This window comes from Gulosibacter molinativorax (assembly GCF_003010915.2).
Taxonomy (GTDB): domain Bacteria; phylum Actinomycetota; class Actinomycetes; order Actinomycetales; family Microbacteriaceae; genus Gulosibacter; species Gulosibacter molinativorax.
The window spans coordinates 1,586,893-1,600,130 of the sequence record NZ_CP028426.1 but is presented as its reverse complement, the minus strand read 5'-3'; the positions used below and the strand labels follow the sequence as shown (position 1 = coordinate 1,600,130).

At 64.0% G+C, this 13,238-nt stretch carries 12 protein-coding genes; 6 read left to right on the top strand and 6 right to left on the bottom strand.

The window, feature by feature from the left end; all coding sequences use genetic code 11:
- Window positions 1–52 precede the first annotated feature (52 nt).
- Together GMOLON4_RS07565 and GMOLON4_RS07560 are read right to left on the bottom strand one after the other, a co-directional pair.
- Window positions 53–1,111 (bottom strand): LLM class flavin-dependent oxidoreductase, encoded by a 1,059-nt coding sequence (locus tag GMOLON4_RS07565; RefSeq protein ID WP_245575378.1) that lies wholly within the window; start codon window positions 1,109–1,111, stop codon window positions 53–55.
- 126 nt (window positions 1,112–1,237) lie between these two features.
- Entirely contained in the window at window positions 1,238–1,891 is a 654-nt protein-coding gene (locus GMOLON4_RS07560; RefSeq protein ID WP_026936257.1) for an NADPH-dependent F420 reductase, read from the bottom strand.
- Window positions 1,892–1,967: 76 nt separating this feature from the next.
- Here GMOLON4_RS07560 and GMOLON4_RS07555 point away from each other — a divergent pair, with 76 nt between their 5' ends.
- The 5 genes from GMOLON4_RS07555 (at window position 1,968) to GMOLON4_RS07535 (ending at window position 6,417) form a co-directional block, all read left to right on the top strand.
- Window positions 1,968–2,453 carry a MarR family winged helix-turn-helix transcriptional regulator gene (locus GMOLON4_RS07555; RefSeq protein WP_051266376.1) on the top strand — a complete coding sequence of 162 codons (486 nt, stop codon included), beginning with the start codon at window positions 1,968–1,970 and terminating at the stop codon, window positions 2,451–2,453.
- Window positions 2,454–2,562: 109 nt separating this feature from the next.
- Complete coding sequence (locus GMOLON4_RS07550) at window positions 2,563–3,477, top strand: NADP-dependent oxidoreductase (RefSeq protein WP_026936259.1); 915 nt, start codon at window positions 2,563–2,565, stop codon at window positions 3,475–3,477.
- A 233-nt stretch (window positions 3,478–3,710) separates the two neighbouring features.
- Window positions 3,711–5,141, top strand: coding sequence for a purine-cytosine permease family protein (locus GMOLON4_RS07545; RefSeq protein WP_051266377.1), 1,431 nt, complete (start codon window positions 3,711–3,713; stop codon window positions 5,139–5,141).
- Between the two features lie 9 nt (window positions 5,142–5,150).
- Entirely contained in the window at window positions 5,151–5,687 is a 537-nt protein-coding gene (locus GMOLON4_RS07540) for a cysteine hydrolase family protein (RefSeq protein WP_211222680.1), read from the top strand.
- A gap of 130 nt (window positions 5,688–5,817) precedes the next feature.
- Window positions 5,818–6,417, top strand: coding sequence for a hypothetical protein (locus GMOLON4_RS07535; protein ID WP_051266381.1), 600 nt, complete (start codon window positions 5,818–5,820; stop codon window positions 6,415–6,417).
- Window positions 6,418–6,620: 203 nt separating this feature from the next.
- Here GMOLON4_RS07535 and GMOLON4_RS07530 read toward each other — a convergent pair whose 3' ends face one another.
- Both GMOLON4_RS07530 and GMOLON4_RS07525 read right to left on the bottom strand, forming a co-directional pair.
- Window positions 6,621–7,469 (bottom strand): HpcH/HpaI aldolase/citrate lyase family protein, encoded by an 849-nt coding sequence (locus tag GMOLON4_RS07530; protein WP_035732169.1) that lies wholly within the window; start codon window positions 7,467–7,469, stop codon window positions 6,621–6,623.
- Between the two features lie 104 nt (window positions 7,470–7,573).
- Entirely contained in the window at window positions 7,574–9,091 is a 1,518-nt protein-coding gene (locus GMOLON4_RS07525; protein WP_026936261.1) for an APC family permease, read from the bottom strand.
- 201 nt (window positions 9,092–9,292) lie between these two features.
- Here GMOLON4_RS07525 and GMOLON4_RS07520 point away from each other — a divergent pair, with 201 nt between their 5' ends.
- Complete coding sequence (locus tag GMOLON4_RS07520) at window positions 9,293–10,789, top strand: NAD(P)/FAD-dependent oxidoreductase (protein WP_026936262.1); 1,497 nt, start codon at window positions 9,293–9,295, stop codon at window positions 10,787–10,789.
- A 4-nt stretch (window positions 10,790–10,793) separates the two neighbouring features.
- Here GMOLON4_RS07520 and GMOLON4_RS07515 read toward each other — a convergent pair whose 3' ends face one another.
- Both GMOLON4_RS07515 and GMOLON4_RS07510 read right to left on the bottom strand, forming a co-directional pair.
- On the bottom strand, window positions 10,794–11,945 hold the full coding sequence (locus GMOLON4_RS07515; protein ID WP_026936263.1) for a flavin-containing monooxygenase: 1,152 nt from the start codon (window positions 11,943–11,945) through the stop codon (window positions 10,794–10,796).
- 190 nt (window positions 11,946–12,135) lie between these two features.
- Entirely contained in the window at window positions 12,136–13,182 is a 1,047-nt protein-coding gene (locus GMOLON4_RS07510) for an LLM class flavin-dependent oxidoreductase (RefSeq protein WP_026936264.1), read from the bottom strand.
- Window positions 13,183–13,238 lie beyond the last annotated feature (56 nt).

Here is a 13,238-nt window from a genome sequence, read left to right as displayed (position 1 = left end):
GGGGCGCACCGCCGAGCGGATTGGGAACACATGACGATTTGGAATTCGCGAGCTACTTTTTTGCGAGCAGCCGCTGCACGCGCGGCTTGACCTCCGTGGCGAGCAGCGAGACCGACTCGAGATAATGCTCCTGCGGGATGCCGCCAATATCCATTTGCAGGAAGTGGCGCATGTGACCCATGTGGCCGTGGAGCTCGACGATCCGCTCGGCGACCTCATCGGGATCGCCGATGTAGTACGCGCCGGGGAAATCGGCCTGGGCGAGAAACTGCCGTTTGTCGGGCTCCGGCCAGCCGCGGCGCTGTCCCATCTCGAGATTCATGTTGTACCAACCCTGGTAAAAGCGGTCGAGTGCCTCCTGCTTCGTCGGCGCGACGAAGCCGATCGCGGCAACCGAGACCGCGGTCTGCTCCTCGCTAACCCCGGCCTCAGCCGCAGCGGCACGATAGAGGTTGGCGAGCGGCGCGAAGCGCGCGGGAGCACCACCGATGATGCCGTAGGAGATCGGCAGGCCAAGCTGACCGGCGCGAGCCGACGAGCCCGGGTTGCCGCCGGTTGCCAACCAGATGGGCAGCGAGCCGTTTACGGGACGCGGCACCACATCCAGGTTCTTCATCGATGGCCGCGTCTTGCCGGACCACGAGACCTTGGTGCGATCGCTGTCGTTGATCTTCATCAGGAGGCCGAGCTTTTCGGCATACAAGCGGTCGTAGTCGCCGAGGTCGTAGCCGAAGAGCGGGAAAGTCTCGGTCGAGGAGCCGCGCCCTGCGGTAATTTCGATCCGACCACCACCCGAGATCGCGTCCGCCGTGGCGAACTGCTGGTACACACGCACCGGATCATCGGTGCTGATGATGCTCGCGGCACTGCCCAACTTGATCTGTGACGTTGCGGCGGCGGCCGCAGCGATGAGCGCGCCGGGGGAGGATGCGGGCATCGTGTCGGTGTGGTGTTCGCCGATGCCGAAGTAGTCGAGCCCGAGGGAGTCGCCAAGCTTGATTGCCTCGAACAGGTTCGCGATCGCCTCGGCGGTCGAGCCGGGCAGGCCGTCGGCACCGCGTTGCGTGTCGCCGAAGCTATATGCCCCGATTTCCATGGTGGTGTTGGTCAATTCTCTTCTCCGATGCTTCGGTGTGCTTTACGTAGGCCGAGTAGCCGCAGGCGTATCGAGGTCTGGCTCGTTTCGATACGGTGCTTCGCACCTACTCAACGTGCGTTTCGATACGGGCTTGAAGCCCTACTCGACCGGCTGGACGACGTTCTCGATCGCTTCCGCAAGCTCGGCCTTCGGCAGGTTGGCACCGAACGCGGGGTTGCCGGGCTGGAGGCTGCCGCCTTCGGCGAGGCCGCCAATCTTCAGCGCGTCGAAGCCGAGGTCGTCGACAAACTCGGCCACCGACTCCACGTCCGCGGTGTCGTCGCCAGCAATCGCGATCGCCTTGCGGCCCTCGACACCCGCGGGGCGCGCCTCCTCCTCGAGATCGTGGTAGCCCATGTGATTCAGCGCTTTGACCAGTCGAGCCTCGGGGAGGTGCTCGCGTACGAGTTCGCTGGTCGTCGTACGTGGATCGCTCAGGTCATCCCGAATACCGTCGGTCTCCCACCAGTAGTTCATCGTGTCAATGACGAGTTTGCCGGCTACGCCCTCGGGGTCGATTGCCTTGTACTTGCCGAGGGGGAGCGCCAGGATGACGATGTCGGCCTCACGCAGCGCATCCGCCGGCCAAACCGGCGTCGCGCCGGGCGTGAGCACCCGAGTCGTGAGCGCGATGCGCTCAGGGTCGCCGGAGCCGGAGATGAAGACCGGGTAGCCGGCGGCCATTGCGAGACGAGCGATTGCGGTGCCGACCTTGCCGGCGCCGAGGATTCCGAGAGTGGGATTGGTGCTCATGAGACTTCGCTTTCTATTTAGTTGACGTGTCAATTATGTAACCATATTATTGACATGTCAATTAGGAGGTGATCGCGTGGTGGCGCAGGAAAACAGGGCGGGTCGAAAGACCCCCACGCGCGAAGAGCTGCGCGTGTGGCGCTCGTATATGGAAACGACGGGGCGGCTGACGACGTTGCTCGGGAGTCGCCTACAGTCCACGTCGTCGATATCGGTGGCCGACTATGAGGTCATGTTGGCGCTCTCTGAGGCTCCGGAGGCGCGTTTCCGCTCCTCCGAATTGGCGAGCCAGATGGGTTGGGAACGTAGTCGGCTCTCGCATCACCTCGGCCGAATGGAGAAGCGCGGGCTCATCCAGCGGGTCGCGTGTGCCGACGACAGTCGGGGCTCTGAGATCCTGCTGACGCCCGAGGGGGCGGATGCATTCCGGCGATGTTCGGCCCCGCATCTTCGCGACATTCGCGAGCTATTCGTGGATGCGCTTACCCCCGAGCAACTAGCCGGGGTGGCCAAGACGGTGGATGCGCTGAGCGCCCATCTCGATCGGATAGAGAGCAAATAGTGGCGTCTTGACCCGCGTCAAGGATGCGCCACTCGCCCAATCATATTGTTCAGTAAGTAAGCGGTGTAGGAGTCGAAGCTCCAGCACCAGTTCGGAAAGAGGTTCAGAAATGTCAGAAACCACCCAGACATTAGTGTTCACCGAGTACGGCGGGCCCGAGGTTCAAAAGCTCATCGAGCAGCCGATCCCGGAGCCGGGTTCGGGGCAGATCGCGATTGCGGTGAAGGCAACGGGCGTGAACCCGGCCGACTGGAAACGCCGCGAAGGCTGGTTCGGCAACGCGCATCCGTTGCCCTCGCCCATGGGGATGGAAGCCTCGGGAATCGTCACCGCCGTCGGCGACGACGTGTCGGGCTTCGCGGTGGGGGATGCGGTGCTCGGCACTCCCGCGATCGGCTACGGCTCGTTTGCGCAGCACACGTTACTCAATGCGGCGCAATCAGTCTTGAAGCCGGAAGAGGTTTCGTTTGCTGATGCCGCGACGCTTCCCGTCGCCGGAGCAACCGCGTACATCGCCACCCACCAGATCGAACTCGAGGCGGGGCAGACGATGGTCATTCTCGGTGCTGGCGGGGGAGTGGGAAATATGTCCGCCCAGATCGGCAAGGTGCATAAGTTCAATGTCATCGGCATCGCGAGCGAGTCGAAGCGCGAATTTGTGGAGTCCGCCGGGGCGACGTTTGTGTTGAGTGGAGAGGGCGTTGCTGACCGTGTCCGGGCCGTAGCCCCTGAGGGTGCCGATGTCGTGATCGACCTTGTTGGTGGTCAGGCGCTGCGCGATGTCGCGCCGGTCGCGAAAGACCCGAAATTGGTCATTTCGGCGTCGGACGCGGCCACGGTCGAGGAGCTCGGCGGTTCCGCGCTCGTGCGAACCGCGGATGCGCTCGAGAAGATTACCGGTGTAGTCGAATACGGGCTGGTGGATCCGCACGTGGAGAAGCGATTCAGTCTCGAGCGCGCGGACGAGGCGATTGCCGAGGTCGAGGGTGGCCACAGCCTCGGCAAGGTGATCATCGAGCCGTAGCCTAGGCGAGAGCGAGAGCGAGGGCGGGAGCTGGCAAGTTTCCGCCCTTTTCTTGTACGCAAGAGGTTGCGCTTTCTTGTATGCAAGAAATTGCCGTTTTCACTCGTTAGTTATCGTGAATTGGTGCGATGCTGCCGGTAACTGGATTGACATGTATGCCACAGCTGACTAGTCTTGTCTCATTACGCCACTGTCAGCGATGCAGTGGCATGGCACAAGCGAGGTCAACACTGATGTCGAATTCATCTGCAGACACCGAGTCTGCATACGGCAGCTCCCTAACCAAGGTCGAGCCACACGGAACCGAAGCGATTCCCGACAGCGAGCGCCACGGTCACCCGCGCCAGCAGTTCACGCTGTGGTTCGCGGCGAACATGGTCCTGGCAGTGATGGTCTCGGGCTTCTTCTCCGCATCCTTCGGGCTCACCGTGATCGAGGGCCTGACCGCGGTCGCGGCGGGCTCGCTGCTCGGGGCGATCGTCATGGGCGTGCTCGCCGGTATCGGCGCGAAGCTCGGTGTTCCGCAGCAGGTACAGGGCCGTGGCCCGATGGGCTACTACGCCAACTACGTGCCGATCGCCCTGCTCACGATCGTGTCCGCGATGGGTTGGACCGCAGTCAACACCGTCTTCGCGGTCCTGGCGCTGCAGACTCTGGTCGACATCCCCTTCTGGACCGGCGCGGTCGTGATCTACGCCGTCCAGGCGATCTTCGCGGTGTGGGGCCACAACCTCATCCACCTCATCAACAAGATCGCGAGCGTCGTGCTCGCCATCCTCTTCGCGTTCATCACCTTCCTGTCGCTCTCGCAGATCGACCTCGGCGTTGAGCTGAACCGCGACGCGACCATCTTCCAGGGCGGCTTCGGCAGCTGGGTCACCTTCGCCGGCTTCTTCTTCGCGTACGTGATGACCTGGACGCCCTTCGCCTCCGACTTCTCGCGCTACCTGCCGCGCTCGGTCAGCCACACGAAGGTCGCGACCTACACGGCTGGCGGTAGCTTCGTCTCGCTCATGTGGCTCGGCGGCATCGGCGTACTCGTGTCGAGCTTCGCAGGCGAGCTCGGCGCGATCGAGGCGCTCAGCGAGCTGACCGGATCGTGGGCGCCACTCGCGATGGTCACCGTTGTGCTGTCGACCCTGCCCGTGAGCGCGATGAACCTCTACGGCGGCGCGCTGTCGCTGCTGACGATCGGCATCCCGGTTAACCGAGTCGTCGGCGTTGCCGTAACCGCGGTCATCAGCCTCGGCATCGCGCTGCTCATGGCGGGCGACCCATACGGCAGCTTCTACGACTTCCTCAACGTGCTCGCATACCTTGTCGTGCCGTTCAGCACCGTGCTGCTGCTCGACTACTACACGCGCTCGCGACACCTCGGGCAACAGGCGACGACCGAGCTCTTCGACAAGAGCCGCAAGATTGAGTGGGGCTTCTTCGCCTGGATCTTCGGTTGCCTCTTCTCGTCGCTGTTCTGGAACACGTCGTTCTGGGTTGGTCCGTTCTCGGAAGCAACGTCGGCGTTGGGTGACGTCTCATACGTCGCCGGTGTGATCGGTGCGGCAGTCGCATACTTCATCGTGCGCCAGTTCCCGCCGCTGTCGAAGCCGAAGGATCACCTGACCGCGACCGAAGCGGTTAGCCTGCACGAGACCACCGGACGTTAGGACATCACCGTGAAGCTCGTCATCATCGACATGCAGGAGGCGTTTCGCCGCGAGGGCGGCTGGCAGTGCGTGGGTTACGACGCCGCTGCCGAGCAGGTCGCCCGCCTCGCCGAGGCGCACTCCGGGGATGTGATCTGGACGAAATTCGTGCGGGATCCCCAGGAGAAGGGCGCGTGGGGTCCGTACTACGACCGCTGGAGCGAATTCCGCGTCGACGAGGACTCCGAGCTCTGGGACATCACCTTGCCCGTCCCGGCGTCGGATGCGGTGGTCACCTTGCCGACGTTCGGCAAGTGGGGCGACGAGCTCGCCTCACTCACCGAGGGTCACGACCTCGTGGTCTGCGGCGTCGCGACCGACTGCTGCGTGCTCTCGACGGTACTCCCGGCAGTGGACGCGGGTCGTACCGTGACCGTGGTGACGGATGCGTGCGCAGGCGCGACTGCCGAGGTGCACGACCAGGCGCTGAACCTCATGGGAATGCTCGCGCCGATGGTCGAGCTCACGACCACCGACGAGCTCCTCGCCGCGAAGGTCGTCGACTAGCGGCGCCCCCGCGCAAACCATGACCGCCCCGGCTCGAGACAGTTAGTTCTGTCTCGAGCCGGGGCGGTTCTTTTCGCGATGTCGTAGGCCAGCCCTACCTTGTCGAGTACGTGTGCATGGAAGGGGCAAAATGACCGCGGACCGTCAACCGAACTTCCATGCTTGGGTCGATGAGAGTATGCGGTCCTCGAGAGACAACTCAAGTGAGAACTTCTATTTGCTAGCGGCGACCTTGATCAGTCCCGAAGATGATGACCGTATAAGATCCCTGGTTCGTCGACTTCCTCACCGGGGCATCAAACTGCACTGGCGGGATCTCAATTTCAGAGAAAGAACCGCAGTCTCGGAATCGATTGCGCAGTTGGGACTCGAACAGTTGATCGTCGCATTTGGGCCCTTCGGAAGCGTCAACAAGCAGGAGCGAGCTCGAGCGAAATGCATTGAACGCGCCATTTGGGAAGCGAACTTGCTTACTGTTTCTCACTTCGTGATGGAACGCCGCGAAGAAAATTTGAACAAGCGAGATCGACGTCTAATCGATGCTCTTCGAGGGGCAGGGAAAATTCCGCGTGATGTATGGGTCGAACATGAAGACCCCGCCAACGAGCCGTTGTTGTGGATTCCTGATGTCGTTTTGGGCTCGCTCGGCCCTGCGATTATTCAGCACGAGGAAGGCGGTAATCCTTTCCTGCCCAATTCAACAATCGTCTGGGTTCCGGGCGGCGCGTGATGCGCGAAGGCCGGGTCCCGCTAAACGTCGGGGCCCCGGCCTTCACTTCTCTAACCCCCTGCGGGGGCGAGCTTCGACTATTTTAGCTCAGCAGCTTGAACGATGCCATGGCTCTCCACGGTGGCGGTCATTTACCTCAACACGCCGCTTCGTAGCTACTCGATCCACTTCGCAGCACCACGACTGCTATCCGCTCAGGCCGCCTACACCGGCTCGATGCCGAAGGCGCGGGCGAGGCCGTCGATGCGCTCGGCGCGGTGCAGACGTGGCAGGTCGCTGCCGTCGCGCACGACGCGTCCGCGCTCGTTGAACTCGTTGAGAAAGTCGCGCGCCCAGCCCACATCCGAAGCCGGCGGGCTGAAGGTCTCGTTAATCACGGGCAGCTGATTCGTGTCGAGGCACAGCTTGCCCGTTAGCCCGAGGCTCACCGCGGTCTCCGACTGCTCGCGCAGGATCGGGTGGCTCTTGCTCACCGTCGGGCCGTCGATCGGGCCGGTCAGCCCGGCGATTGCACTCGCAACCGTGAGGCGGGAGCGCGGGTACGCCATCGCAAGGGCCGTAGCAGACGTGCCGGTGTCGCGGCGGTAGTCGCCGCTGCCGAAGGCGAGGCGGAAGACGCCCTTCGCCTGCGCGATCGCGACGGCAGCCTCGATCCCGAGCGCCGACTCGATGAGCGGAATCACCGGCGTCTTGCCGCCGAGGCGCTCGAAGGTTTCGGTGACTTCCTCGGGCCGCTCGACCTTCGCGAGCATCACTCCCGAGAGCCCCTCGTTGCCGCGGAGCAGTTCGATGTCGTCCTCCCAGAACGACGTGCCGTGCACGTTGATGCGAACCCACGCGTCATTGCCGTCGGAGAACCACTTGAGCACCGACGCACGCGCGCTGTCCTTATGGGAAGGATCCACACCATCCTCAAGGTCGAGGATGAGCTGGTCGCTTCGCGAGGCTCGCGCCTTATCGAAGCGGTCCTCCTCGCGGGCCGATAAGAGCAGCCACGAGCGGGAAATTTCAGCGGGTACGTGATGTTTAGTCGAAATAGACGGAGTTGTCATTACTTGAGTCTTTCAGTAACGGGTGCGCGTTGCCACAATTGGCCGAACCCTCGCGTGGCAGCCCCGCAGATTTGGCCGTCACATGCGTTACCGAGACCGAGCGACTATCCCTCGTCGGGAACGAGCACCGGTGTCTCCCGGTTGAGGCTTTCGCCGCGGAAGAATGGCTTCGAGTTTGGGAACATCCACCAGATGCCCATGAGCACGAACCCGAGGGCGAGCGCGCCGACGCCGATCACGAACGCGCCGCCGATGCCGAGCAGCACCGTCATGCTGTAGTCGGTGCTGATCATGTCGATCGCCGACTGCACGAACGCATACGTCAACATGACGCCGCCGAGGAACGGGAGAAGACCCCGCATGAAGAAGTTCCGGGTGGTCGTGAAGAGCGTGTCGCGGTAGTACCAGACGCACGCGAACGCGGTGATCGCGTAGTAGAGCGCGACGGCGAGACCCATCGAGGTGAGCGAGTCGGCGAGGACGTTCTCGGAGATCAGCGACATCACCGCGTAGTACACAATTGCGGAGATTCCCATGACGGTGGTCGAGAACCACGGAGTCTTCCACTTCGGATGAATGGAAGCGAACTTCGCGGGCAGCGCGCGGTAGACGGCCATTGAGAGCGTGCCTCGAGCGGTCGGCAGAATCGTAGTCTGGGTCGAGGATGCGCCGGACACCAGCATCGCGAGGATCAGGAACCAACCCCAGGGGCCGAAGAGCGCATCCCGCAAAACGGTAAAGACGTCATCCAGATTTGCCTCGTTCGTGAGGCCGAAGCCGGTGGTGCCGAAACCCGCGTACATCATCACGGCAACCGAGATGCCGACGTAGGTGACGATCAGGATGACGATGGTCGCGAGGGCGGCGCGGCCGGGCGTCTTGCGTGGGTTCTTCGTTTCCTCGTTGAGCGCGAGGCACGTGTCCCAGCCCCAGTAGATAAAGAGGCACAGTAGGACCGCCTCGATAAACCCAGACCAGGATTCGACCGCCGCGGGGTTGAACCACTCGATGTCGAAGGGCACTGCCGAGGGGCTCGAGCCGTTGATCGCGCCGGCGAACGCGAGGATCCCGAACGCCGCGAGTGCGATGTATTGGATCACCATGAGCACCATCTGCAGCTTCTCGCCGATCTGCACGCCGATCGTGGAGATGAAGGTCATGACGGCGATGAACACACAGCCGGTGATCACGACGACCACCCGGTTATCTGCAAGGTCGTTTCGGCCGACGAGGTACCAGAGATACTTACCGGCGATCTCCGACACATTCGCGAGCACCATCACCGCCGACACGGCCACGGCCCAGCCGCCGATCCAGCCGACGACGGGCCCGAACGCTTTTGTGCCCCACACGAATGTCGTGCCGCAGTCCGGCATCTCGCGGTTGAGCTCCTGGTAGGCGAGCGCCGCGAAGACCATCGGGATGGCCGCGGCGAGGAACGCGACCGGGGCCTGGGCGCCGATCGCGAGGATCACGTATCCCAGCGTCGCCGCGAGCGAATAGAGCGGTGCGGTGGATGCGAGCCCGATGACCGTGCTGCCCACGACGCCGAGCGCGTTCGAGTTGAGACCCTTGCCGACATGGATGTGGCCGGTGTCTGTGACATTTTGTGGTGCGCTCATGAGGACCCTCGCCGTTGAAGGAATGCCCGCTATTCGGGCAAGCGGTTTGTCATAGAAGTTACCCTGCTGCAGGCCCGCTGTCGTGGTCGATCGAGCGAATGTCGTAAAAAAGTAGTGCTGATCGGGAACTTATTCTTGATTCTGCGGCCAGGGGGCGGCATTGTCGAGAGTGAGGCTCGCATCCACGAGACGGAGGCAACGGTGTCCACGAAGCGAATTCGGATGTCCTTTTGGCTTGACCACGCGCCCGGGCGGGTGCCGCATCCTGCCCTGGACCGCGATATAGAGACCGACCTGCTCGTCATTGGCGGGGGATTCACGGGGCTGTGGACCGCGCTGCACGCGAAGGAGCGCGAGCCCGATCGGCGCGTCGTGCTGCTTGAGGGCAAGCGCGTTGGCCACGCGGCGAGCGGCCGAAACGGCGGCTTCGTCGAGCCGAGCCTCACCCACGGGCTGCTCAACGGGCTCGACCGTTGGCCCAACGAGATCACCGAGCTGGTGCGCCTCGGCCACGAAAATGTGCGCGGGATGCGCGAGGCCATCGCGCGGTACGGCATCGACTGCGACTGGCGCGATGGCGGCGGCATCGCCTTCGCGCGTACCGACTGGGAGGCGGATGCGCTGCGCGACATGGCAGAGATTCTGCGGCAACACGAGGAAGGCGACGTCGAATTCTTTGGTGATGAGCGCATCCACGAGGTGACTGCGTCGCCCGCGTTTGTGGCCGCGCTGCGCGAGCCGCACACGAGCGTGATCGACCCGGTGAAACTTGCCCGCGGCCTGGCGGATGCGTGTGACGCGCTCGGCGTCGAGATCTACGAGGGCACGGTGGTCGCGGCGCTCGACGGGGGCGGCAGGCCGGACGGGGGTAGCTCCGGCGGCACGCGCGCTGGCGGGGCTCGAACTGGCGGCGCAGGAACTGGCGGAACAGGCACGACCACTGATCACTCCGGCGGCAGGCTCCGGGCCGTTACCAGCCAGCCCGGTGCGGTCGGCGCGCCAAACTTTGTGACCGCGTCGCAGGTCGCGCTCGCGACCAATGCCTACCCGACGCTTCTGCGGCGCCTGTCGCTTCTGACGATTCCCGTCTACGACATGGTGCTCGTGACCGAGCCGCTCACCGCCGAGCAGTTCGCGGCCATCGGTTGGACGGGTGACGAGGGGCTCTCCGATGCCGGCAACCAGTTCCACTACTTTCGCAAGACCGCTGATGGCCGCATCCTCTGGGGAGGCTACGACGCGATCTATCACTATGGCTCCCGACGCAGCGAGGCGCTGACCCAGCGGGAGGCCACTTTCGCGACGCTCGAACGCAACTTCCGAACGACCTATCCGCAGCTGCGCGACGTGCGCTTCACCCATCAATGGGGCGGGATGATTGACTCATCCACTCGATTCTCGCTCACCGCGGGACTTGCACGGGGCGGCCGCGTCGCCTACGCGCTCGGGTACACGGGGCTCGGGGTCGCGGCGACTCGATTTGGTGCGGACGTCATGCTCGATCTGCTCGCGGGCGAGGCGACTGAACGCACGCGGCTCGAGATGATTCGGAAGAAGCCGGTGCCGTTCCCGCCCGAGCCGGTTCGGGCGCTCGGTGTGAACCTCACGAGGTGGTCGATGGCAGCCGAGGATCGCACCGGGAAGCGTAACGCGTGGCTGCACCTGATGGATGCGCTCGGCCTCGGCTTCGACTCGTAGGTCGCTACGCCTCCAGCCTTTCGATCGCGGTGAGGGCGGCGCGGCGCCCGGCCCGCGTCGCACCGACTGTCGAGGCGGATGCTCCGTAGCCGACGAGCAGGATGCGCGGGTCGCGATTCACCTTCACGACGTCGGTGGTCTTCACCCCGCCGCCGGGCTCGCGTAGGTGGAGCGGTGCGAGGTGATCGAGATCGGGGCGGAACCCCGTCGCCCAGAGGATGACGTCGGTGTCGACGCGCTTACCCGACTCGAACACAACCGCATCCTTTTCGATGTGATCGATCGGACCGTCCGAGACGAGCCGACCGCGGTCGCGGGCAGCGACGTACTCGGGCCATGGCGGGATACCGGTGTTGCGCACCACGCTGTGGGGGACAAGTCCCTGGCTGGCCCGCGCATCCACCCGCTCTTCGACCGCGACGCCCCAGCGCTCGTCGAAGGGATCCTCGACCCAGTCGGGCTCGCGGCGCGTCGACCACGAGGTGGTCGCGCCCGCCTTCTCGAGCATCAGGATGAACTGCACGGCCGACATGCCGCCGCCGACGACGACCACGTGCTTTCCGGTGAAGTCGTCCGAGCACCAGTAGTCGACGGTGCGCAGCTGCAGGCCCTCGAACTGTTCGGCACCGGGCGCGTAGGGCACGAACGGCTTCGTCCACGTGCCGGTCGCGTTGATCACGAGCTTGGTGCGCCAGACGCGATCGCCCGCGCGCACCTCGAGCGGCGCGGAGTAGTCCACGCGGTCTTGAGCGGTGTGCGGGTTCGAACTGGCCGCATCCGCTGCGCTCGAACTGGCGGCATCCGCTGCCTTCGAACCCGGGTCAAACGAGCGCACTTCATCGACCTTCACCGGCCGTTCGATGGGCAGGCCGAACTTCTGCTCATACTCGCCGTAGTAGCGGGTGACAACAACGGCGGCTGGCTCGTTGGGGTCGGGCTCGCCGAGCTTCATGCCGGGGAGATCGTGGATGCCGTGGGCCTTGCCCAGCGTCAGCTCGGGCCAGCGGTGGCGCCATGCCCCGCCGGGGCCCTCATTGCGATCGAGGACGACGAAGTCGCGCCACGGCTCGAGGCCGCGGTGCTTCAACCAGTACGCGGCAGTGAGTCCGGCCTGTCCGGCCCCGATGATGACGACATCCAGCAGCTCTTCGCTCATGCATTGGGCAACGCGTTGCGGTGGCGAATGCTTCCCGCACGTGCAGCCGGAGACGTGTTGCTTGAGGTGCAGATAATGTGCGCATACCCCTTCTGAGAGCGATATGACCCCAGAATCTGCACCTCAAGCGACGCCCACCAAGTAGGGGGTGCATCCTGAAAACCAGGATGCACCCCCTACGCAGCACAAACTACGAGAACTGCGGCACGACGTGCTCGATGAAGAGCTCGAGCGAGCGCTTCTTCTCCTCGTGCGAGAGCGAGTTGTCGGTCCAGTAGCTGAACTCGTCAACGCCGAGCTTCTCGTATTCGCGCAGTCGAACCGTTACCTCGTCAGGGGTACCAACCATCGCGGAGCGGTGCAGCGACTCGGGCTTGAAGTCCTCGCGCTCGGCGAACTTCGACTCGGGGCTCGGCTCGTGGAAGCCGTTGACCGCCTCTTCCTTGTTGCCGAAGACCGCGTCGAACGTGCGGTAGTACTTGTTGATGCCGTCGGTGCCGACGCGCCAGCCCTCGGGGTCCGACTCGTCGTGCACGTAGGTGTGACGCAGCACCATGATCTCGGGGCGCTTCTCGACCTCGGGGTGCGCGGCGATCGCCGTCTCGAACTTGTTCACGAGGTCGACCACCTCGTTGTCGTCCTTCATGAGCGGGGTAACCATGACGTTGCAGCCGTTCGCAACCGCGAAATCGTGCGTCTCGGGCGAGCGCGCGGCGAGCCACATCGGGGGAGTCGGCTTCTGCACTGGCTTCGGCACGCTCGTCGAGGTCGGGAACTGCCAGATCTTGCCGTCGTGGGCGTAGTCGCCCTGCCAGAGTTCGCGCACGGCTGGCACCATCTCGCGGAGGTAGTCGCCACCCTCAGCGGCGGGCATCCCGTTCATCATGCGGTCGAACTCGAACTGGTAGGCACCACGCGCGAGGCCAACCTCGGCGCGACCGTCCGAAATCACGTCGAGCAGCGCGGTCTCGCCGGCGACGCGGATCGGGTTCCAGAACGGCGCGATGATCGTGCCGGCACCGAGGCGGATCGTGCTCGTGCGTGCCGCGAGGTACGCGAGCTGCGACATCGGGTTCGGCGAAACGGTGTACTCCATCGAGTGGTGCTCACCGATCCAGACGGTCTTGAAACCGCCCGCCTCGGCGAGGAGGGTCAGCTCGACGAGGTTCTTCCAGTGCTGCTCGTGGCTGATCGAGTCGTCCCAGCGTTCCATGTGAATGAAGAGCGAGAAGCGCATGTCAATTCCTTTCTCTAATGCATCCGGATGGATGCGTTGCCCCGGTGACCGAGGCT

What these genes read in the sequence shown, in the direction of transcription:
- GMOLON4_RS07545 (WP_051266377.1), top strand. Translation starts at nt 3,711, where the DNA reads ATGTCGAATTCATCTGCAGACACCGAGTCTGCATACGGCAGCTCCCTA.
- GMOLON4_RS07515 (WP_026936263.1), bottom strand. Translation starts at nt 11,945, where the DNA reads ATGAGCGAAGAGCTGCTGGATGTCGTCATCATCGGGGCCGGACAGGCC.
- GMOLON4_RS07560 (WP_026936257.1), bottom strand. Translation starts at nt 1,891, where the DNA reads ATGAGCACCAATCCCACTCTCGGAATCCTCGGCGCCGGCAAGGTCGGC.
- GMOLON4_RS07530 (WP_035732169.1), bottom strand. Translation starts at nt 7,469, where the DNA reads ATGACAACTCCGTCTATTTCGACTAAACATCACGTACCCGCTGAAATT.
- GMOLON4_RS07535 (WP_051266381.1), top strand. Translation starts at nt 5,818, where the DNA reads ATGACCGCGGACCGTCAACCGAACTTCCATGCTTGGGTCGATGAGAGT.
- GMOLON4_RS07550 (WP_026936259.1), top strand. Translation starts at nt 2,563, where the DNA reads ATGTCAGAAACCACCCAGACATTAGTGTTCACCGAGTACGGCGGGCCC.
- GMOLON4_RS07510 (WP_026936264.1), bottom strand. Translation starts at nt 13,182, where the DNA reads ATGCGCTTCTCGCTCTTCATTCACATGGAACGCTGGGACGACTCGATC.
- GMOLON4_RS07525 (WP_026936261.1), bottom strand. Translation starts at nt 9,091, where the DNA reads ATGAGCGCACCACAAAATGTCACAGACACCGGCCACATCCATGTCGGC.